This is a genomic window from Arthrobacter sp. 05L417, assembly GCF_056397865.1.
On sequence record NZ_JBFTOG010000001.1, the window covers coordinates 92,898 to 113,315 of the forward strand.

The window sequence follows — 20,418 nt, forward strand, 5'->3', positions numbered from 1 at the left end:
ATTGACATTTGGATCCTCCAGCGATGCACGCCCCTGGATGCTGTTTTCCTGCGGATCTCGAGACTCGCCGCGCTGCATCGCTGCCAGAGGCGCTTGTCAATCTACCGTGGAAGACGTGAGAAGAACACCGTTCGAACTGGCCGCTGTAGCTACCGCGGCGGTGCCCGGCCTGACGCCGATGGCTGCCGCCTCCGCCCCGGATGATGCTGCCGATTTCGATTCGGCACTTCTGCTGGATTCGGAGGGCAAGCGTTGGCGCGTCCGTTCACCACGCCATCCGGAAGCCAGTGCCCGGCTGGAAACCGAGTTCATGATTCTCAGGGCTTTCGCCCCGGCAATCCGGGCCGAGCTGCCCTTTCTGATGCCTACCGTGGCCGGAACGGTTCGCCAGGGTGCGCTGAGCACCTTTGTATACCCACACTTGGCGGGGGCCACGCGCAGCATCGAAGAGCTGTCCACCTGCAATGATGCCTTGGCCAAGGAGATCGGCACGGCTCTGGCAGCGGTCCATGACCTCCCCCAGTCCCTCGTCAATAACGCCGATCTTCCCAGCTACACGGCAAACGAATTCCGCCAGCGCAAGTTGAACGAGCTGGACCAGGCCGCCACCACGGGCAAGATTCCGCCCTCCCTGCTCCGCCGCTGGGAGCACGCCCTGGAGGACGTGGCGCTGTGGCGCTTCAATCCGTGCGTGGTCCACGGCGATCTCCATGAAGACAATCTGCTGATCGACGGCGACAGCGTCACCGCCCTGACAGGCTGGACGGATCTGCGGATCGGCGATCCTGCCGATGACTTCGCCTGGCTCGTGGCGTCAAACGAACAGAAGTTTGTTGAGTCCGTCCTCCGCCACTACACGGAAGCCCGGCGGGACACGCCTGACGGCCACTTGCTGCGACGCTCGGCACTTCTTGCCGAATTCGCCTTGGCCCAGTATCTCGTCAAGGCCTTGACAGCCGGTCACAGCGAGATGACGGCAGAAGCCGAGGCGATGCTCAAATCCCTCGCCGACGACATCGAAGAGCAAAACGCATTGGCAGCCGAGGAGGCAGAGGCCGCCGCTGCGGAGCTTGCCGCTGCCGACGGGCTGGCGGCACCGGCAGTCGTCATTGCTTCGGAAGCCAAGGCCCCGGAGGGCGGCTCAGCGAAGCCCACGGTGAGTGTTACAGCCATCCCCGAGCCGGCTCCCGACGACGTTCCCGAGGTTCGCCCGGAGACGGCCGCCGCAACGCCCTCGGTCACGGTTGAACCGTTGGATGTCGCCACCACAGACGAAGCCGCCGTGGAGCCTGCGGAAGATTCAGCAAACGGAACCGGCTCCACGCCGGAGGCGCCGTCCGAATCAGACGACACGTCGACGACGGCCCTCCAGGTGGTGGAGCCCGCGCCGCTCCAGGACGCCAAGGACCACTAGTCCGTCCCGGCTTAGCTACCGTGGTTTCGATTGCCTAGTGGTTTCGGCTGCCTGGTGGTTTCGGTTGCCTAACGCGGAAGCGATGATCTTCTCCAGTTCTTCGGCTGTGCCCAGGTCGTGGGGCCGCACGACAGCGTCGTCGGCAACGTAGTAGAACGCTGCACTGACGTGCTCCAACGGCACACCCTTGAGGCGCGCCCATGCCAGCCGGTAGACGGCCAGTTGCACGGCACGGGTCTTGAGTTGCCTGCCGGCCGGGCGCTTGCCCGTCTTCCAGTCCACCAGTTCCCACGTGCCGTCCGCGCCGCGGAAAACTGCGTCAATCCGTCCGCGCACCACGACGTCCCCGATCCTTGTTTCCACGGGAACTTCGACGAAAGCCGGGGACCGGTGTGCCCATTCTGAATTGGTGAACGTCGCCACCATGTTATCGAGTCCGTAAGCTTCGTCGATATGGGAATCAGAACCGGGCGCTTCGTCGAGATCCAGCATGCCTGTGGTTCCGTAGTATTCCTCCACCCAGGAATGGAACGCGGTGCCTTTGCGTGCCGAGATCCCGGGCTGCCGGGGCACCGGACGCCGGAGCTGGGCCAGGACCGCAGCCGGATCGTCTCCGAGGTCGACGAACATGGATGCTGAGATGTGTCCGGGCAAATGGACGTCCTGGACGGGTTTCCGCCGCAACTGCCGTTCCAGCAACAGCTCCGCTTCGGCGGCCCAGCCGGCTGCCGCCCCGCGGAGGGAGGTCAGGGTGGCATCGACCAGCGGCGCATCCGGTCGCAGTGCCTCAACAGCGTCCCGGACCCGGGTTGCTGCCGCTTCCATGGCGGCCCGCCGCCCCGGTACCAAGCGGAGCCGTTCCCCCGTACGAGGGTCGCTGGGACCTTCGAGCGGATCATAGGGGAAGATTGCCACCTCTGTGCCGGCGGTCAGGGGGCTCTCAGTGGGCAGCGCGTCTTCGCTGAGGGACTGCGGGTGAATGGCAGCGGCCGATGCTCCGCCGGAATGGTCTCCTGCCCCACCGGCGAGGCCGGCCAGCTCGGCAAGGAAAGGTGACGTCTCCGCAATGCCTGCCCGGGAACCATTCCACGCGGCGCTCGATGCCCACAGGACGAACTTTGCACGGGTATAGGCAACGTAGGCGAGTCGCCGCTCTTCAGCCTCGCCGTGATGCTGGACTTCCGATTTGAAGTCCTTTTCTGCGTCCAGCCAGCCCTTTTGGTCCGGCTGGTCCAGATCCCATTGGGGGAGGTCCGCCCGGTCGCCACGGAGGGGCCATGGCAGGGCCGCGGTACCGCTGCTCCACCGGGAGTCCCGGTTGCTTGGGAAGGCTCCGGCGTTGAGGCCAGGGACGAAGACAACGTCCCATTCCAAGCCTTTGGAGGCATGAACTGTCAGCAGTTGCACGGCCTCGTGGTTCACCTCGGCGTCGGCCATGTCCAGTCCGCCTTCTTCTGATGCGGCCGCCTCAAGCCACCCCAGGAAAGCCAATAGATCGACGCGCTGCGAGGTCTGCAGGAAACCCGCCGCGGCGTCATGGAATGCGTCCAGGTTCCGGCGGGCCTGGTGGATACTCGTGCCGGGCTTGGCTGCGACTTCGATGTCCAGCAGCATGGCACGTTCCACCTCGCCAATTAGCGTGGTCAGATCGTCTCCGATGAACCCGCGCAGGTTCCGAAGCTCTGCAGACAAGCGGCCGAGACGGTCCAAGGCCGCAACGCTGAGGGAGCGTCCATGGCCGGAGGTCCACCCCGGGCGTGGCAGGAAGTCCAGCGCTTCAACAAGGCTGGCTGCATCGGTTATGTCGCTCTCCACGACCGTCTCCATCGGGCTTTCATCCGCGCTTGACGGATCGTCCCCCATACCGCTGTCTCCCGCACCGCCGTGGGATCGCCGCCTGGCAAGGAACTGCGACCAGTCGCGGAATGCCATCAGATCTGCAGTTCCGATCCTCCACCGGGCGCCTGCCAGCAAACGCATCAGGGCATCGGAACGGCCGGGATCGGCGAGGACCCGGAGCGCTGCCACGAGATCCACTACTTCAGGGGTATCGAGGAGGCCGCCCAGTCCGACTATTTCGTACGGGATCCCTTGGACCTCGAATTCACGCCGCAAGCACTCCATCTGGGCCCGACGGCGGCAAAGTACTGCCATGGTGGGAGAAACCGGCGTACCGTCCGCAGAGGTTTCAAAGACTGTGCGCCGGTAGCGGCGGACGTCCCGGGCAATCGCTGCGGCTTCGTCTTCATCTGTGGCAAAACGTCCGAGAACAACGTTGCCGTCCACGGCCGCCGGGCTCGGCTGCAGCGGAGGCACCGCCACGGCACTGTCTTCGGCCCTCGAGCCCGGGGTTCCCTCACTCGCGCCGGCCTTGTTAAGCGGCGCAGAAATGACATTGGCGGTGGCCAGGATGTTGCGCCCGTTCCGCCAAGCAGTGGTCAGGTACGAGGTAGGTGCGGTGGCAAGGGATCCCGCTCCGACGGTGTCTTCCACCCGGACGGGAAATTCCTGGACAAAGTGGAACAGTTGGCCGGCCGATGCACCCCTGAACCCATAGATGGATTGGTTGGGATCCCCCACCGCCGTCACGGCGTGCCCTCCTCCGAACAGGCGGGAGAACAGGACTAGTTGCGCGTGCGAGGTGTCCTGGAATTCATCCAACAACACAACCTTGTACCGGGCCCGCTCGGTGGCGGCCGCCAAGGGTATGTCCTGGGCAATCTTCGCAGCGAGCGCAACGAGGTCGCCGAAGTCCAGGACGCCGCGGTCCCTCTTGGCGTCTTGGTAACGCCCCACCATATCCGCGACACTTGCCCTGGTCCGCAACATGGCGCCGAGATCGCCGGCGGCTTGGGTTGGGTTCTTTTTCGCCGCGGACATATAGGGCAACTGCGCGAATTCGGACACGCGCTCCATCAACCAGCGCTGAACCTCGGCGGGTTCGCGCAAGTGTTCGGCGCACTCGCCGGCTAATTGCATCACGGCGTTGACCAACGTTGACTTGGCAGCGGTGAAGTGCTCATAGTCGCCGTCGTAAGCTTCGACCACTTCACTCGCAAGCTGCCAGGCCTGGGCGCCGCCGAGCAGCACCACATCGCGCTCGATACCCAGGCGCAGACCGTAATCGGACACGATCCCGCTGGCGTAGGAGTGGTAGGTGGACACTTTGGGTTCAAGCTCGTCGGAGCCGGCAACCCCCTCCGGGAAGCCGAACTGCCCGTTGTCCGAGGACGCGATGCGCTGCAAGGTGGCCAATTTGGCCCGGATGCGGCTGGCCAGCTCCCCTGCCGCTTTACGGGTGAAGGTGACGCCAAGGACCTCTTCGGGGCGAACCCATCCGTTCGCGACGAGCCACACCACCCGGTCCGCCATAGTTGCGGTTTTCCCGGATCCGGCGCCGGCGATGACCAGCCGGGGAGTCAGGGGCGAGGCAATGATGGCGGATTGCTCCTCCGTGGGACGGTTCCGTTCGCCGAGGATATCGGCCAATGCGCCGGGCGAGAATCGAGGTTCCGGCAGTACGGAGGCAACCTCGGCGGCCTCTCCGGCTTCGATTCCGGCGAGTGTCTGGACGGTCATTCGGTGACCTGCTTTCCCCTGGCGCACAATGGGCAAATATCGGGCAGACGGCAGCCGTGGCCTCCATGGCTGCCCTTTGAGGGATCGTGACGTGCTTCGAAGCTTGCTCCGGCCATGAGCACGGCGGCCTCGCTGACAAGGTCCTGCGCCCAGTTGTCTCCCGGGTCCAGGGGCTCTTGCACTTGGACCGCCGGTGTCTTCGTCTTGGTCCCCAGCTGCGCCAGGACGGCGCCGCCCGGGACAAGCCCCGGAACAGGCAGATCCTGGAATGCCCCGTGCAGCACCGCCGCCTGATAGGCACCCAGCTGGGGGTGCCTACCGAGCTCGGCTTTGCCTGGCTGGCGTTTGCCCGTCTTGAGGTCAACAATCACCAGCCTGCCCTCAGTGTCTATTTCCAAACGATCCACTTGTCCCCGAAGCACGGCGTTCCGGACAGCATCGGAATCCTCGGCAACGTGGCCCAGGCGGACTTCCGGAAGGGGAACCTCGAAGTCCGCTTCGACCCCGGCCAGGCTTCGGCCCTCGCTCCGCATGACAAGGACGTATTGGGCGAGTTTCCGGACCATCTGCTCTGCTCGCTGGAAGTCCAGCCTGCCCTCCCAGTTGTCCTTCATGCCCAGGGTCGGCCAGCGACGCACAAGCTCCGCGACATACTCGGCCCCGGAGGCATCGGGCAACTCCTGGGCAATCGCATGGACCAAGGTGCCCAGGCTACGGGCAAAGTCGGTAGCGGCTTCGCCACCTGCCGCCTGGACAAACCAATCCAGCGGCGATTTGTGCACAGTTTCCACCTTCGAAGGAGAAACGAACACCGTGCCTTGCACCGGGACCACCGGTTCCTCGCTGCTGAGCGGTGCCAATCCCCACCAGGAATCCGGATGCGCCCCCGGCACTGCAGGCTCCGCGGTGGCGAGGTGTGCCAGCACGCGCGCGGCTTCGGCGGCGTCCTCGGCCACGCCCGGGCGGGCAAGCGCGGCGTCGTCCGGCTGAACGCGCTGCCTCAACTCGGCCACCAAGGCGCGCAGGGTCATGGGCCGGCCAACCGGCGTGTACTCGCGCCGGTATTGCCCTGGTTCCAAAGGCACCACGTAGTCGAGAAAGGCCGATTGCTGCTCGTCTTCGGAAGAAACCGCTGTGCATATGAGGACTTCCCGGGCACGCGAAACGGCTGTGGAGAAGCTCCGCAGTTCGTCGTAGCGGATATCCCTCAGCCTGCTGAGGGGCCCGCGCTGCAAGGCGTGTTCAACTCCATGCTCCACGGCATCGGCAAACAAAGTACTGCCGAGGAGTTCACCCCGGAGCCTGGTATTGGGCCAGACTCCCTCCTGCAGGCCCGCGACGATAACCACGGCCCACTCCCGCCCGGCCGCGCTGGCCGGCGTCATGAGCTCCACCGCTTCCTCCAACTGCGCCCTGGCGGCAAGGGTGTCCATGGGGAGTTCCTGGCTGAGCAGATATTCCAGGAACTGTTCGGGACCTGAGCCAGGGAGCTGGTCGACGTAGCGCTCGGCAGTGTGGAACAGGGCCATCATGGCGTCAAGGTCCCGGTCCGCGCGGGCGCCGGCCGCGCCGCCGTCGAGCGCCATTTCCGTCCAGCGCGAAGACAGACCGGTGGCTTGCCACAACGCCCACAACACCGTCTCCGCGTTGGCTCCGGGTTCGGCGGCCGCCGAACGTCCCGCCGCGATCATGCGGGCCAAACGCCGTGCCGAGCTACCCTCGATACCCAAAGACCCCAGCGCCCCCGGCTCCAGCAACGCTTCAACCAACAACGCATCGCTGGACCGTCCACCGCCGCCCAACAGCTCCTCCCGGCGCAAGGATTGCCGTAGGCGGCGCAACTCGATGGCGGTAGCGCCACCGATCCTCGACGTGAGAAGCGAGACGGCAGACTCAGGCGTCAGCTTGGCGGCATCCAGGACGACGCCGTACACCTCAAGCAGGGGACGAACAGCCACTTCGTCGCGGACAGCGGAATCCGCGACCGGGACACGGACGGGGATGCCTTGGCCGCTCAGATAACGCTGCAATTGCGCTAGTTGACCACCGTTGCGCACGATCACAGCAATGTCGCCGAACTCATGGTTCTCGCGCAGCTGTGCTTCGAGGATGCGTTGTGCCACGTAGCGCAATTCGTGGACTGTGGAGGGAAGGACATGTGCTTCCACCCGGCCCGCGCCCTGCCTGCCTCCGGAACGCGTTTCCTCCGCCGATGCAGGCAACGGGTCCAGGCGCCGCGCCAATTGGCCTCCCGCACGCTGCGAAATACGCGCAGCCACGCCGGTCCACGCCTCCGCAACGACAGGGCGATGCCGGTGGGTGTGCCATAGCGGAAGCTCCCGCACCGTGCCTGCAAGGCCTCCGAGAAGCCGCGGCAGTTCGGCGACAAGGTCAGGACGGGCACCGCGGAACCCTTGGACCACGGTGTCCGGGGAGGACGCCACCAAAACGTCCTTTCCTTCTGCAATGTCCGCGAGCAGTTCAAACACGGCGGGATTTGCCTCTTGGACGTCGTCCACCAGGATCAACTGCAGCCGCTCGCGCTCTGCCGCCAGGAATCCGGGCGAGTCCTGGAAGATCTGGCGCGCCGCGGTGATGATTCCTGCCGGGTCAAAGGCTTCCGGCATGCGCAGGTCCAGGACATCCCGGTACTCCGAATAGAGGTCTGCGGCAGCGATCCAGTCCGGTCTGCCGCATTCATAGGCAAGCGACGTGAGGTCGTCCGCAGTGCGGCCGGATTCGATGATCCGGTCGAAGAGTTGCCGGATCTCCTGGCGGAAACCCCGAGTTGGCAACGCGGCCGACAAGTCCTGCGGCCAGGGAAGTTCGAAGCCCGGCCGGGCGTGCCCCTCCAGCAGTTCCTTGATGATGAGGTCCTGTTCCGGCCCCGAGAGCAATTTGGGCGGCCGCTGCAGCGGCAGCACGCCCTCGGCCTTGGCTCGCCGGATCAGGTCGAAAGCGTATGATGCCCAGGTGCGCGCCGGCGTCGTACTCAAGCTGCGGTCCAGCCGCCCTGTAAAGGTGTCCCGCAACGCCGAAGCCGCATGCCGGCCGGGTGCCAGAATCAGGATCCGTTCCGGATCCACGCCGTCACGCTGAACCCGCCGGACGGCGGTTTCCACCAGCACAGTGGACTTGCCGGTGCCCGGCGCCCCCGGTACCAGAAGCGGCCCGGATCCGTGCGGGAGCCCGACGACGGCGGCCTGGTCGGCGGACAACTCCGGGGCTGCGTAGTGGACCTCGCGCGGAGGAAGCAGGCGCAACCGGGCGGGCGTTTGCCGCGACTGTGCCTGTCGCGATGGTGCCTGCCGCGGTGCCTGTGTTGCTTCCTGCGTTGTTGCTTGAGGTGTCGGTGTTGGACTCACACGGTCATTTCATCATCGGGTACCGACAATTTATGGAGCTGACGCTCGAGTTGCTCAGAGATCGCGTCGATACTGTCGAAGTCGCGGTCCGTCGGAGCCCACCGGGCCAGGGCCAGGTCAACCCGCCAGCGGCCCTCGCCAGTCCGCAGATACTCTGCGTAGGCGCCGTGCAGCGGCGTTCCCTCATCCAAGTAGTGGTGCAGCGCTTCCGATTCAAGGCCTGGGGGCGCCTCGCCGCTTGCACGAAGTACGCGCCACCAAGCCACCGTGCTCCCGTGATGGCTCATCACCGATCCGATCTGCCGGGGACCGCCTGAGCCCAGAAGCTCGGCAACATCCCCATAGGACACGGCAACGCCGGGCGGCATGAGATCCACGACGGCCAGCACCGCCGTCACAAACTCCATCCGCATGCCACCAGCCTATCGGCATGGGCCGCCGGATCGGCGCAGATGGAGTGTCGTTCCGGTTCTTGTCGTAGGGCGCCGGTAGCGTTGAAGCATGAGTTCCTGGAACACCCTCCCCCGCGCCGCGTTCGACCTTGAGACCACCGGACGGAACTCCCGTTCCGCGAGGATCGTCACCGCTTCCGTCACGGTAGTGGACGACGACGGCGGCATCATCAAGGAAATCGAATGGTTGGCGGATCCGGGGGTGGAGATCCCTTTGGAGGCCAGCGAGATCCACGGCATCACCACGGAAAAGGCCAGGGCCGAGGGCCGTCCGGCCGCAGACGTGACGCGGGAAGTCGCGGCAGCGCTCCAGGAACTGTTCGACGACGGCGTGCCGGTCATTGCGTTCAATGCCAGCTATGACTTCACAGTTCTGGCGGCCGAATCCGCCCGCTACGGCGTGCCTCAACTGAGCCGTTTCCCCGTGCTTGACCCCTACGTCATGAACAAGCAGGTCGACCGATACCGCAAGGGCAAGCGGACCCTGACGGCGCTGTGCGAGGAGTACGGCGTGAACCTCGATAACGCCCACACCTCCGCCGCAGACGCCCTCGCCACCCTGCGCGTCCTTGATGCCATGGCCGGCAAATTCCCGAAGCTGCAGATGCCCGCTTCCAAGCTGCACCACCTCCAGGTTGATTGGGCCGCTGCACAGGCCGCCGATTTCCAGAGCTACCTGCGCAAGACAAAACCAACAGCCGTCATCGAAGGCAATTGGCCGGTTCTTCCCCCGGAAGACGCCAGCCGCGGAGACTTCTAAAGCGTCGGGACTTTCAAAGCGCCCGTCCACGGACCGGACGCTTTTCCAGCGTCCGCATGATGGGACGCACGTCACATGGCAGCTGCTGCCTGAAAGCCAGCTGGACGTCAGTCACGAATTCCCCTCGACGCCGTAGGGTGCTGCACTTCAGCGACAAATTCCATTCAATGCTGAATTTAATTCGGAGTTTCCGGGAACTGCACGCCTTATCGTCGTCAATTTATCGATGAATGGGCGGATGACATAATTAAGTTTGGCGGGTCGAGTTCTGATATTGCGGCCCAAACCTGCTTTGGCTGCGTTCCCCGCCCGTCTCGATACGAACGCGTGTTCCCCGATGAAAGTGATTTGCTTGATGAAAATCAAAGCCCTGAAGTGGTTCTCTGCTGTCCCTGTGGCTGCAGTTCTCGCCGTCTCCCTGGCCGCCTGCGGTGGCGGAGCGGGCAGCACCAGCAGCGCCTCGCCGACCGACGCCCTCCAGGGCAGCGACCAGAAGACGCTGGACAAGTACACCACCAAGGACGTCACTCCGGTGGACAAGATCGACAAGTCCAAGCTGGGCCTGATCACCGACGGCACCCTGCGCGTCGGCACGCTCTCGGACGCCCCGCCGAACATCTTCATCGATCCCTCAGGCAAGTTCACCGGATATGACAACGAGCTCCTGCGCGCCGTCGGCGCCAAGCTGGGCCTCAAGGTCGAGTTCGCCTCCACTGACTTCTCGGCGCTGCTCTCCCAGGTCAAGAACAAGCAGTTCGACGTCGGATCCTCCTCGATCTCCACCACGGACAAGCGCCGCGAGACCGTCGGCTTCACCAATGGTTACGACTTCGGCTACATGGCCGTCGTGACCAAGACCGACTCCAAGGTCAAGGGCTTCGCGGACCTCAAGTCCGACGTGCGCATCGGCGTCGTCCAGGGCACCGTCCAGGACGACTACGTCACCAACACGCTCAAGCTTGAGCCCGTCCGTTTCCCGGACTACAACACGGTTTACGCCAACGTGAAGAGCGGCCAGGTTGACGCTTGGGTCGCCCCGTCGCAGCAGGCAACCGGCCAGGTCAAGGACGGCGACAACACAAAGATCGCCGAAAAGGTCGTCAACACCCAGAACTTCACTGCCTGGGCCGTAAACAAGGACAACCAGCCCCTGATCGACGCCCTCAACTCCGGCCTTGACGCCGTGATCGCAGACGGTACCTGGACCAAGCTGACGGCCGAGTGGTACAAGGACCGCCCGACCCAGGCGGAGCAGACCCCTCAGGGCTGGAAGCCGGGCAGCAAGGCCGTCCAGATCCCGGCCAAGTAACCCAGGCGTTCCATGGATCTCCAGGAAATCCTCAAGCAACTCGGTGAGACCTTCCTCGATTGGAAGGCGATAGGCGAAGTCATCCCCAAGATGTTCGCCGTCGGCTTGCCGAATACCATTGTCTTGGCCGTCACCTCGGGCGTGATCGGAACTGTGCTCGGCATGGCGCTCGCCTTGATGGGGATCTCCCGGAACCCCGTGGCCCGGTGGATAGCCCGCATATACACCGACGTCCTTCGTGGGCTGCCGCCCGTCCTCACCATCCTCGTGATCGGCCTCGGCTTCGGCCCCATCATCCGTCAGCTGAGCGGCTCCACGAGTCCGTATCCGTTGGCCGTCGCGGCGCTGTCCCTGATGTCGGCGGCGTACATCGGCGAGATCTTCCGTTCCGGTATCCAGAGTGTCGACAAAGGCCAACTAGAGGCAACACGTGCCCTGGGGTTCGGCTACGGCCCTGCCATGCGGCTTGTGGTGGTTCCCCAGGGCGTCCGGCGGGTCCTGCCGGCGCTGGTCAACCAATTCATTGCGTTGATCAAGGAGTCGTCGTTGGTCTTCCTCCTTGGCTTGCTGGCCTCAGAGCGCGAGATCTTCCAGATTGGCAAGGATGCGGCCTCCACAAGCGGAAATCTGTCGCCCTATGTAGCGGCAGCAATCTTCTACCTGGCGATGACCATTCCATTGACGCACTTCGTGAACTGGATTGACCGCCGCCTAAGGACAGGCCGGCCGGAAAAGAAGGAACCGGACGAGGCAGCGGCCGTCGTCGGGAAGGGAGCCCAGGCATGAGCGAGTTCGCTTCAGGAACACTGACGGCAAAAAATATCCATCTGTCTTTCGGGTCCAACCACGTCCTGCGGGGCATAGACCTGCACGTCGAGAAGGGCACCACGGCTTCCGTGATCGGCCCTTCCGGCTCAGGGAAATCCACGCTCCTAAGAGTGATGAACCGGCTGATCGAACCCGCCCAGGGCGACATTCTGCTCGATGGCCGTTCGGTACTCAAGGACAACCCGGATGAACTGCGCCGGCGGATCGGCATGGTCTTCCAGCAGTTCAACTTGTTCCCGCACAAGACAGTGGCGGAGAACGTGTCCTTGGCCCTGCGGAAGCTCCGCGGCATGTCCAAGGAACAGGCACGCGAAGATGCCTTGGCCCAACTGGACCTCGTGGGACTTAAGCACAAGGCCGACGCCCGGCCAGCGAACCTGTCGGGCGGGCAACAGCAGCGAGTGGCCATTGCCCGCGCGCTTGCCATGAAGCCCGAGGTTATGTTCTTCGACGAAGCAACATCGGCCCTGGACCCTGAACTGGTCAAGGGCGTGCTCGCGCTCATGACCGATCTGGCCAAGGGCGGCATGACCATGGTGGTTGTGACCCACGAAATGGGCTTCTCAAGGAACGTGTCCGACACCGTGACGTTCATGGACGCGGGCGTCGTTGTGGAGACCGGATCGCCGGAGCAACTCTTTAGCGCGCCGCGGACCGATCGCCTGAAGGGCTTCCTTTCGGACGTGCTCTAGGCCTTGTGACGGGAATCCCCGGCTTCCGGACGAAACACCCGTAGTGGTGAACCGTCCGGAAGCCGGGGATTTTTCGCGTCCAGCCTATTTCCCTGCTTTCACTTGAAGAACGGTCAAGGCCGCGGCATCCACTGAGTTGCGGAATCCAGGATCGGTCTGCGCCCGTTGCAGGACCTGGGCATACATCGCCGGAACTGAAGCAGTGTCTGCGCACAGAACCATGGTGCCGCCCGCGCCGATGAAATTCGTTGCCCTGTCCCCCACGCTCCAAGGCGACAGCTGCACGGCGTTACACAGATCATCGGACACGATGATGCCGGTGAACCCTGCGTCCGACCGCAACATGGTGCGCATGATCACGGGGGAAAACGGGGCCGGAAGGTCGGGATCGATCTTGTCGTAGTAGGCGTTGGAAATCATGACCCACCGGAGTCCGCCGTCGATCGCGGCCTTGAACGGCATTAGGTAGGGATCCGTCCGGGTGGTTTCGGTATCGTGAACGTTCGCGCTGACGTCCGTGTTCAGGCTTACGCGCCCCATTCCCGGAAAGTGCTTGGCCACCGGCGCCACACCGGCATCCCGTAATCCCGCCGCCATTGCGTTCCCATGCTCGGACACCGCAGCCGGGGTGAAGCCATATTCGCGCTTGAACGCACCAATGGGCTTGTTCGAGGGAGCAAATTCGGGGCTGGGGACTGTGTCCAGTACCGGCGCAAGATCAACATTCACTCCGGCTTCCAAGAGCTCGGACCCCCAGTTCCGGGCGTCGGCGCGAAGTTGTTCCGGGCTCGAATTCCCTTGGTCCAAGGCCGCGGGAATAGGCAGGAACCCGGGTCCCCTGAGGACTTGAACGGAGCCGCCTTCCTGGTCCGTAGCGACGGACAGCTGCAAGCCACGGCTTGAGGCCGGCGAAATGCCCGCCCTCAGCTTTCCCACGACTGAGGCCGTCGCCGCGACCCCTGCCTGGCTGCGTCCGGCCAAATAGATATTGCCCACGTAGTTGTTCAGGAGATCGGCCACGGTGCCCGCATCGCTTCCGTCGGCCTTGGCTGCCACCATGAACAACTGCCCTACCCTTTGTTCCAGGGTCAGGCCCGCGAGCCGCTGTTCCGGCGTCGGGTGCGGAGGCGGTGGCGGTGGCGGCTCAGTAGGCCCGGCCGGCGCTGTAGATGCGCTCGGCGATCCCACCGGTGGAGAGTTTAACAGCCTGGGCGGCGGGGCGGCCTGGGTAATACCCAGCGTCGTGGGAGGGTCCCCGCCCGCCAACAAACCGCGGTCCGCGCTATCAGAATGCGCAATTCCGGCAAATGCCCCGGCCATCAGGGCGAAGAGGACGAGCAGTGAAATTCTGGACGGCTTGAGCAGATGAATCATCGCCTTGTCGATTCGATCGTTGCCCACAGCCTGCTCCCGGCCCGGCAGTGCGTGCAAGGAGCAGGCTGCAAAACATCGGAAAAGCGCCGTAGATCAGGCAGTGGCCTCCGCGGCCGCCTTGGCTGCTGCAGGGAGCGCGTCGAAGATCCGGTTCATGGCGGCGTCGTCGTGGGCAGCGGACAGGAACCACGCCTCGAAGACCGACGGCGGCAAGTAGACGCCGGAGTCCAGCATGGAGTGGAAGAAGGGCGCGTAGCGGAAGACGTCTTGGGCCTGGGCGTCGGCGTAGTTGTGCACGCCGTTGGCCGACGTGCCAAACGCCACGGAGAAGAGGTTCCCCGCTCGCTGGATGGAGTGGTCCACGCCGGCGGTGTCCAGCGCGGATGAGAGTGCCGCCGAGAGTTCCAGCGAGCGGGCATCCACGAAGCTGTAGACCTCGGGCGTCGCGAGCGTCAGGGTGGCGACGCCGGCAGCCATCGCCACCGGGTTCCCGGACAAGGTTCCCGCCTGGTACACCGGGCCAAGGGGCGCAAGGTAATCCATGACGTCGGCACGCCCGCCGAGGGCCGCCGTCGGCATGCCGCCGCCGATGACCTTGCCGAAGGTCAGCAGGTCCGGCGCCCAGCCTTCCTGCCGGCCGGTGAGGCCCCAGTAGCCCGCGTAGCCCGTGCGGAAGCCGGTGAGGACCTCGTCCAGGATCAAGAGTGCGCCGTGTTCACGGGTGATGCGTGACAGCCTTGCGTTGAAGCCTTCGTCCGGCGTGACGACGCCCATGTTGGCAGGAGCAGCTTCGGTGATGACGGCTGCGATGTTGTTCCCGTGCGCAGCGAAAGCGGCTTCCACCGCGTTGAGGTCGTTGTACGGCAGGACGAGCGTTTCGGCCGCGGCCGCTTCAGTGACGCCGGCGGAACCGGGCAGCGCCATGGTCGCCAGTCCCGAGCCGGCCGCAGCGAGCAGTCCATCGAGGTGGCCGTGGTAGCAGCCGGCAAACTTCACGATCAGGTTGCGCCCAGTGAATCCGCGGGCCAAGCGCACCGCGGTCATGGTGGCCTCGGTTCCGGTGGACACCATGCGGATGCGTTCAACGGCGGAGACGCGTTCCTTGACGATCGCGGCGAGGTTCGCCTCATCGGGTGTGGAGGCACCAAAGGACAAGCCGCGGTCGACGGCGGCGTGGACGGCGTCGAGGACGGCCGGGTGCGCGTGACCCAGCAGCGCCGGGCCCCATGAGCAGACGAGGTCGACGTATTCGCGGCCGTCCGCGTCGGTGAGGTACGGCCCCTTTGCTGAAACCATGAACTTCGGGGTGCCGCCCACGGAGCCGAAGGCGCGCACCGGAGAGTTGACGCCGCCGGGCATCAGGGAGCGGGCACGGTCGAACAGCTGGTCGGAGACAGGGGTGTTTGAAGTCATGGTGTCCATTCTTTCAGGGATTCGGGACGGTTCAGGCGACAGCAAGGCGCCTGCAAAGACGGTTCAGGCGCTGGCAAGCTGCTCGGCCACCAGTGGGGCCACCACGGTGCCGAAAAGTTCGATGCAGCGCATCATCGATTCGTGGGGCAAGGTCCCGTTGCTGTACTTGAGGTCGAAACGGTCAACGCCGAGGTTCCGCTTCAGCAAGACGATCTTCCGGGCGACCGTTTCCGGGGAGCCCACGTAGAGGGCTCCTTCCGGGCCGCACATGGCGTCGAACTCGCCCCTGCTCGCCGGTCCCCAGCCGCGTTCCGCGCCGATGCGGTTGCGCTGGGCCAGCCAATGCGGAAACAGTTCCTCCCGGGCCTGCTCGTCGGTGGGGGCGACGTAGCCGGGAGAGTGCGTGGCAATCTGCTGCATGGTGTGCCCGTATTTTCCCATTGCCTCGCGGTAGAGCTCCACGAGCGGGGCAAAGCGGCGCGGTTCCCCGCCGATGATGGCGAAAATGATCGGATAGCCGTATTGGGCGCAGCGCAGTACCGACTCGGGGGTGCCGCCCACACCGATCCATGTTGGCAACAAGTGGTGTTCCAGCGGTGGAAAGACGCTCATTCCGTTCACGTTCGGCCTGGTGCGGCCTTCCCAATGCACCGGCTTCTGCGCCCGGACCTTGTCGAAGAGTTCCAGCTTCTCCTCGAACAGGACTTCGTAGTCCGCCAGGTCCAGGCCGAACAATGGGAACGACTCCACGAAGGAGCCGCGGCCCAGCATCACTTCCGCACGACCGTTGGAGAGCGCGTCAACAGTGGAGAAGCGCTGGAAGACCCTGATGGGGTCGTCGGAGCTGAGCACGGTGACGGCCGAGCCAAGCTTGATCTGTGATGTCCGGGCGGCGGCGGCCGCGAGGAACACTTCGGGCGCCGAGACGGCGAAGTCGCGCCGGTGGTGCTCCCCCACCCCAAAGGCATGAAGCCCGACGGCGTCCGCCAGTTCCGCTTCCGCCAGCAGCTCCCGCAAAACCTGGGCGTGCGGTTTCGGATTGCCGTCGGCGTCCACCCCGGCGTCGCCGAAAGTATTCAGTCCCAGGAGGATCTCAGTAGCTCCGACAGGGGCTGTGGGAGTGGAAGCGGTATCGGTCATCAGGACTCCTTAAGCCAGCCGGCAAGCTCGGAGGCCCAGTACGTCAGCACCATGTCGGCGCCGGCCCGCTTGATGCCGAGCACGGATTCTGTGATGGCGCCGCGGCGATCGATCCAGCCGTTCGCGGCAGCCGCTTCGATCATGGCGTATTCACCGGAGATTTGGTAGGCCGCCACGGGAACCGGGCTCATGGCGGCGACGTCGGCGAGGATATCGAGGTAGCTCATGGCCGGCTTGACCATCACCATGTCTGCGCCCTCTTCGAGGTCGAGTTCCACCTCGATGATGGCTTCCCGGCGGTTGGCGGCATCCATTTGGTACGTGCGGCGGTCACCCTTGAGTTGCGAGTCGACAGCTTCGCGGAAGGGGCCGTAGAAGGCGGAGGCGTATTTCGCCGCGTACGCCAGGAGCGCGGTGTTCTGGTGTCCGGCCTCTTCAAGGGCCTGGCGAATCACGGCGATCTGGCCATCCATCATCCCGGACGGCCCCAGGACGTGGGCACCGGCGTCGGCCTGCGCTACTGCCATTTGGGCGTAGATTTCGAGGGTGGCGTCGTTGTCCACGTAGCCGTTGGCGTCCAGGACACCGCAGTGGCCGTGATCAGTGAATTCGTCGAGGCACACATCGCCCATGACAACCAGGTCATCGCCGACTTCTGCACGGACATCGCGGATGGCCTTGTTCAACACGCCGTCGGGATCCAGGGAGGCTGTGCCGCGGGCATCGCGGACTGCCGGAACACCGAACAGCATGATTCCGCTGACACCCAATTCCACGGCTTCGGCAGCGGCGCGCTTGAGCGAGTCCGTGGTGTGCTGCACGACGCCGGGCATGGAGCTGATCGGGGCTGGTTCGCTGAGTCCCTCGCGAATAAAGGCCGGCAGGATGAGGTCCGCTGGCGCCAACCGGTGTTCTGCGGTCATCCGGCGCATGGCGGGGGTGGTGCGGAGCCGGCGGGGCCGGTGGTTTGGAAAGCTCAACTTTCGTTCCCTTCGGTGTCGAATACGGTGCGTAGGGCGGCCACGATGCCGGCGGGTGTGGGTTCCTTGGCGGTTGCCGCGACCGGGATGCCGAGCGCGGCAGCCTCTGCCGCCGTCGAGCGCCCGATCGCGATGAAGCGGCAATCCCGAAGCGGCGACAGCGAGGCGTGGATGCGGCGGGCCGCACTGGGAGAGGCGGCGACGACGGCGTGGAGCCGGCCGCTTGCGAGCTCGGCTTTGGCGGCTGCCGGAGTGAGTTCCGGCGCCCGGGATGCGTCGCCGGGCTGCCAGCCGTTCGCCGCCGCGAGGACAGCCGCGAGCCGGCGCTCGGGGTCGGCCGGGTAGTCAACGGTGTGGTAGGCCGTCACTGCCTGGACCGCGGCTCCCTTGGCTTCAATCCCCGCCGCCAATACGGCGTCGGCGATGTCCGCTTGGGGCAACAGTACGTTGGCCGGGCCTGTCGGCCAGACGCTGACGAGTCCAGCGGCAGACTGGACAAGCTCCGGCGCGAGGTCCACGGGAATGCCCTCCGCTTCGAGGACTCGCCGGCTCGACGGACCAATCGTCGCGATCCGGACGAAATCCGGAATCAGCTCCTTCAGTTCCAAGCGCCGCTCGGCTGCCTTTTCCTTCAGGGCGCGCACCGTGGTGATGCTGCTGACCACCAGCCAGCCGTACGCTCCCGCGCGGAGGGCGTCCAAGGCGACTTCGAGGGAGTGCTGGTCGCGTGCACGCTCAAAGTCGATCAAGGGCAACAGGAGCGGCTCGGCTCCGGCCTCGCGCAGTGCGCTGACGAGCGGGGCGGCGCGATCCGGGCTGCGCGTCACAAGGACCCGGGCGCCTTCAAGGACCCGGGTCTCCCCCGGCTTCACCGCGCTGTGCCGCCCCATGGTCTCCTGTTGGCTCCGGTTATCGGGAAGCTGCAAGATCTGTGATGTCCGCGGCACCCGCGGCAAGCAGGAGCTCGGCGACTTCGATGCCCAGCAACGTGGCGCCCACCTCAGTGAGCCCGTCCGTGGCCTTTTTCTCGCGCACGGACTTGCTCCCATCCACGGCGCAGACAACGGCTTCCAGGTACAGCATGCTGCCCTTGCGGTAAGCATAGGCGCCCACGGGCGCGGCACAGCCGGCTTCGAGACGGGCCAGGACGGCCCGCTCCGCGGTGACGGCCAGACGGGTGTCTTCATCATTGAGTGCGGCAAGGGCCTGGGCGAGTGCGCCCTGGGAACCTTCACCCGAGCCGGACTGCCCGGGTGCGTCGGCCGTGCGGCACTCGATCGCAAGTGAGCCCTGCCCGGGGGCAGGAAGCATGACGTCGGTCTCGAAGAACTCAGTCACGACATCTAGCCTGCTGATCCGTTCCAGTCCCGCGGCGGCGAGGACGACGGCGTCGAGGTCGCCACTCTTTCCGGGAACCAGCGCGTCTTCGATGTTTCCCCTGAGCCCCGGAACCCTGCCCAACCGGGTGTCCACGTTGCCGCGGATGTCCACGACGTCGAGATCCGGGCGGGCGGCGCGCAGCTGGGCGGCGCGGCGCGGCGATCCGGTGCCGACCTTGGCGCCGGCCGGAAGGTCCGCCAGCTTGAGCCCATCACGGGCGCACAGGGCGTCCCGGACGTCGACGCGTTTGGGCGTTGCGGCAATGGTGAGTCCCGGTGCCGAACCTGTCGGGAGATCCTTCAGGGAGTGCACAGCGACGTCGCACGCATTCTCCAACAGCGCGTCGCGAAGGGCGGCGACGAATACTCCGGTGCCGCCCATCTGGGACAGGGAGCCCGTCCGGACATCGCCTTCGGTCTTGATGCGCACCAGTTCGACGGGGAAGCCACCGACGGCGGCCAACTGGTCCGCGGCCTGCTGGCTCTGGGTGAGCGCGAGTTTGCTCGCGCGGGTACCGATCCGAACCGTCATTTCGCGCTTTCTTCTACGGGGTAGGCATCGTGTCCGGTGCCGACTGTGGTGTCCGCCCCGGCAATCGTGGGCTTCTCGCCGCGGAAGTTGGCGCAGCAGCCCGGACGGCAGATGTCGTACCACGGCCCCAGCCCGGTCATGGCGGGGCGATCGGCGATGTTGTTGGCTACCGTCCGCTCGCAAATAAGGTCCACCAGGCCGGCAACGAACTTGCGGTGCGTACCGGGCGTGGGGACGCGGGTCGCCGCGACGCCGAGGTTCTTGCACGTTTCCAAGGCCTCGGTGTCCAGGTCCCAGGCCACTTCCATGTGGTCGGAGACGAAGCCGAGGGGGACGATCACAACACCCCTGATCCCCTGGCCGGCCAGTTCCTCGATGGCATCGTTGATGTCCGGCTCAAGCCACGGAACATGCGGGGCACCCGAACGGGACTGGTACACCAAGGACCACGGCGCAGTCAGCCCGGATTCGGCTTCAACACGGCGAACCACCTCTGCGCCGGCAGCCAAGTGCTGTGCCACGTAGGCCGAGTCCTGCTCGAACTCGCGGGGCTCGGCGTCCGAACGCCCGGCAGCCTCGGCGTCGCGGGTTGGAATGGAGTGCGTTGCGAACAGGATGTGCACGGGAGCGTCCTGGAGACCTGCCGCTTCGAGTTTCTCCTTGACCTCCGCAAGTCCTGCAGCCGTTCCTTCCACGAAGGGTTCGACGAAGCCAGGGTGGTCGAAATACTGGCGGACCTTGTCCACCTCGAGTTTGCCGTCAAGGCCGGTTTCCGTCAGCGCAATGCCGATGTCCTCACGGTACTGGCGGCAGCTGGAGTAACAGGAGTAAGCGCTCGTGGTGACCATCAGCAACTTGCGGTGGCCGGCGTCGTAGGCTTCCTGGAGCGTTTGGGGGATGTAGGGGTCCCAGTTGCGGTTGCCCCACAGCACGGGCAGGCTGATGCCACGCGATGCGAGCTCCGCTTCGAGGGCGGCCTTGAGGTTCCTGTTTTGCTGGTTGATGGGGCTGATCCCACCAAATGCGCGGTAATGGTGCGACACCTCTTCGAGACGCTCATCAGGGATGCCGCGCCCACGGGTCACATTGCGCAGGAAGGGAATGACGTCGTCCTGGCCCTCGGGCCCGCCGAAAGAGGCGAGAAGGACCGCGTCGTACTCTTTGGGAGCCATGCGTCCAGCCTCGGTGACGTCATTGACCT

15 protein-coding genes are annotated in these 20,418 nt (G+C 65.1%); 5 read left to right on the plus strand and 10 right to left on the minus strand.

Going from position 1 to position 20,418, the window contains the following annotated elements:
* Positions 1-115 precede the first annotated feature (115 nt).
* Complete coding sequence (locus AC1DJW_RS00405) at positions 116-1,414, plus strand: macrolide 2'-phosphotransferase (RefSeq protein ID WP_459341183.1); 1,299 nt, start codon at positions 116-118, stop codon at positions 1,412-1,414.
* Positions 1,415-1,429: 15 nt separating this feature from the next.
* Here AC1DJW_RS00405 and AC1DJW_RS00410 read toward each other — a convergent pair whose 3' ends face one another.
* The 3 genes from AC1DJW_RS00410 to AC1DJW_RS00420 form a co-directional block, all read right to left on the minus strand.
* The gene (locus AC1DJW_RS00410) at positions 1,430-4,993 is read right to left on the minus strand and encodes an ATP-dependent helicase (RefSeq protein ID WP_476900482.1); all 3,564 of its coding nucleotides are present in this window, start codon (positions 4,991-4,993) and stop codon (positions 1,430-1,432) included.
* On the minus strand, positions 4,990-8,256 hold the full coding sequence (locus AC1DJW_RS00415; RefSeq protein ID WP_476900580.1) for an ATP-dependent helicase: 3,267 nt from the start codon (positions 8,254-8,256) through the stop codon (positions 4,990-4,992). The genes AC1DJW_RS00410 and AC1DJW_RS00415 overlap by 4 nt, the downstream gene beginning before the upstream one ends.
* Before the next feature lie 98 nt (positions 8,257-8,354).
* Complete coding sequence (locus AC1DJW_RS00420) at positions 8,355-8,771, minus strand: MGMT family protein (RefSeq protein ID WP_476900483.1); 417 nt, start codon at positions 8,769-8,771, stop codon at positions 8,355-8,357.
* An 88-nt stretch (positions 8,772-8,859) separates the two neighbouring features.
* On the opposite strand from AC1DJW_RS00420, the gene AC1DJW_RS00425 reads away from it, so the two are divergent.
* The 4 genes from AC1DJW_RS00425 (at position 8,860) to AC1DJW_RS00440 (ending at position 12,399) form a co-directional block, all read left to right on the plus strand.
* A complete protein-coding gene (locus AC1DJW_RS00425) occupies positions 8,860-9,570 on the plus strand; it encodes an exonuclease domain-containing protein (protein ID WP_476900484.1) in 711 nt (236 codons plus the stop codon).
* 355 nt (positions 9,571-9,925) lie between these two features.
* The gene (locus tag AC1DJW_RS00430) at positions 9,926-10,879 is read left to right on the plus strand and encodes an ABC transporter substrate-binding protein (protein WP_284751584.1); all 954 of its coding nucleotides are present in this window, start codon (positions 9,926-9,928) and stop codon (positions 10,877-10,879) included.
* A gap of 12 nt (positions 10,880-10,891) precedes the next feature.
* The gene (locus tag AC1DJW_RS00435; protein WP_284751585.1) at positions 10,892-11,665 is read left to right on the plus strand and encodes an amino acid ABC transporter permease; all 774 of its coding nucleotides are present in this window, start codon (positions 10,892-10,894) and stop codon (positions 11,663-11,665) included.
* Positions 11,662-12,399 (plus strand): amino acid ABC transporter ATP-binding protein, encoded by a 738-nt coding sequence (locus AC1DJW_RS00440; protein ID WP_284751586.1) that lies wholly within the window; start codon positions 11,662-11,664, stop codon positions 12,397-12,399. The genes AC1DJW_RS00435 and AC1DJW_RS00440 overlap by 4 nt, the downstream gene beginning before the upstream one ends.
* 84 nt (positions 12,400-12,483) lie before the next feature.
* Here AC1DJW_RS00440 and AC1DJW_RS00445 read toward each other — a convergent pair whose 3' ends face one another.
* From AC1DJW_RS00445 to AC1DJW_RS00475, 7 genes are all read right to left on the minus strand, one after another.
* Positions 12,484-13,800 carry a glycoside hydrolase family 3 N-terminal domain-containing protein gene (locus AC1DJW_RS00445; RefSeq protein WP_476900485.1) on the minus strand — a complete coding sequence of 439 codons (1,317 nt, stop codon included), beginning with the start codon at positions 13,798-13,800 and terminating at the stop codon, positions 12,484-12,486.
* Positions 13,801-13,866: 66 nt separating this feature from the next.
* Complete coding sequence (hemL, locus tag AC1DJW_RS00450) at positions 13,867-15,186, minus strand: glutamate-1-semialdehyde 2,1-aminomutase (RefSeq protein ID WP_476900486.1); 1,320 nt, start codon at positions 15,184-15,186, stop codon at positions 13,867-13,869.
* Between the two features lie 63 nt (positions 15,187-15,249).
* Positions 15,250-16,326, minus strand: a complete 1,077-nt coding sequence (locus AC1DJW_RS00455; protein ID WP_459341187.1) for an LLM class flavin-dependent oxidoreductase — start codon at positions 16,324-16,326, stop codon at positions 15,250-15,252.
* Complete coding sequence (gene hemB / locus AC1DJW_RS00460) at positions 16,326-17,306, minus strand: porphobilinogen synthase (protein ID WP_284751590.1); 981 nt, start codon at positions 17,304-17,306, stop codon at positions 16,326-16,328. The genes AC1DJW_RS00455 and hemB overlap by 1 nt, the downstream gene beginning before the upstream one ends.
* Positions 17,303-18,196 carry a uroporphyrinogen-III synthase gene (locus tag AC1DJW_RS00465; RefSeq protein ID WP_476900487.1) on the minus strand — a complete coding sequence of 298 codons (894 nt, stop codon included), beginning with the start codon at positions 18,194-18,196 and terminating at the stop codon, positions 17,303-17,305. Before AC1DJW_RS00465 ends, hemB begins: the two co-directional genes overlap by 4 nt.
* A gap of 19 nt (positions 18,197-18,215) precedes the next feature.
* Positions 18,216-19,217, minus strand: coding sequence for a hydroxymethylbilane synthase (gene hemC / locus AC1DJW_RS00470; protein WP_390279290.1), 1,002 nt, complete (start codon positions 19,215-19,217; stop codon positions 18,216-18,218).
* Positions 19,214-20,389 (minus strand): ferrochelatase, encoded by a 1,176-nt coding sequence (locus AC1DJW_RS00475; RefSeq protein ID WP_390279360.1) that lies wholly within the window; start codon positions 20,387-20,389, stop codon positions 19,214-19,216. Before AC1DJW_RS00475 ends, hemC begins: the two co-directional genes overlap by 4 nt.
* Positions 20,390-20,418: the final 29 nt, after the last annotated feature.

Coding starts and splice junctions, on each gene's coding strand:
- AC1DJW_RS00410 (WP_476900482.1), bottom strand. CDS start 4,993: ATGACCGTCCAGACACTCGCCGGAATCGAAGCCGGAGAGGCCGCCGAG.
- AC1DJW_RS00420 (WP_476900483.1), bottom strand. CDS start 8,771: ATGCGGATGGAGTTTGTGACGGCGGTGCTGGCCGTCGTGGATCTCATG.
- AC1DJW_RS00425 (WP_476900484.1), top strand. CDS start 8,860: ATGAGTTCCTGGAACACCCTCCCCCGCGCCGCGTTCGACCTTGAGACC.
- AC1DJW_RS00430 (WP_284751584.1), top strand. CDS start 9,926: ATGAAAATCAAAGCCCTGAAGTGGTTCTCTGCTGTCCCTGTGGCTGCA.
- AC1DJW_RS00435 (WP_284751585.1), top strand. CDS start 10,892: ATGGATCTCCAGGAAATCCTCAAGCAACTCGGTGAGACCTTCCTCGAT.
- AC1DJW_RS00440 (WP_284751586.1), top strand. CDS start 11,662: ATGAGCGAGTTCGCTTCAGGAACACTGACGGCAAAAAATATCCATCTG.
- hemL (WP_476900486.1), bottom strand. CDS start 15,186: ATGACTTCAAACACCCCTGTCTCCGACCAGCTGTTCGACCGTGCCCGC.
- AC1DJW_RS00455 (WP_459341187.1), bottom strand. CDS start 16,326: ATGACCGATACCGCTTCCACTCCCACAGCCCCTGTCGGAGCTACTGAG.
- AC1DJW_RS00465 (WP_476900487.1), bottom strand. CDS start 18,196: ATGGGGCGGCACAGCGCGGTGAAGCCGGGGGAGACCCGGGTCCTTGAA.
- hemC (WP_390279290.1), bottom strand. CDS start 19,217: ATGACGGTTCGGATCGGTACCCGCGCGAGCAAACTCGCGCTCACCCAG.
- AC1DJW_RS00475 (WP_390279360.1), bottom strand. CDS start 20,389: ATGGCTCCCAAAGAGTACGACGCGGTCCTTCTCGCCTCTTTCGGCGGG.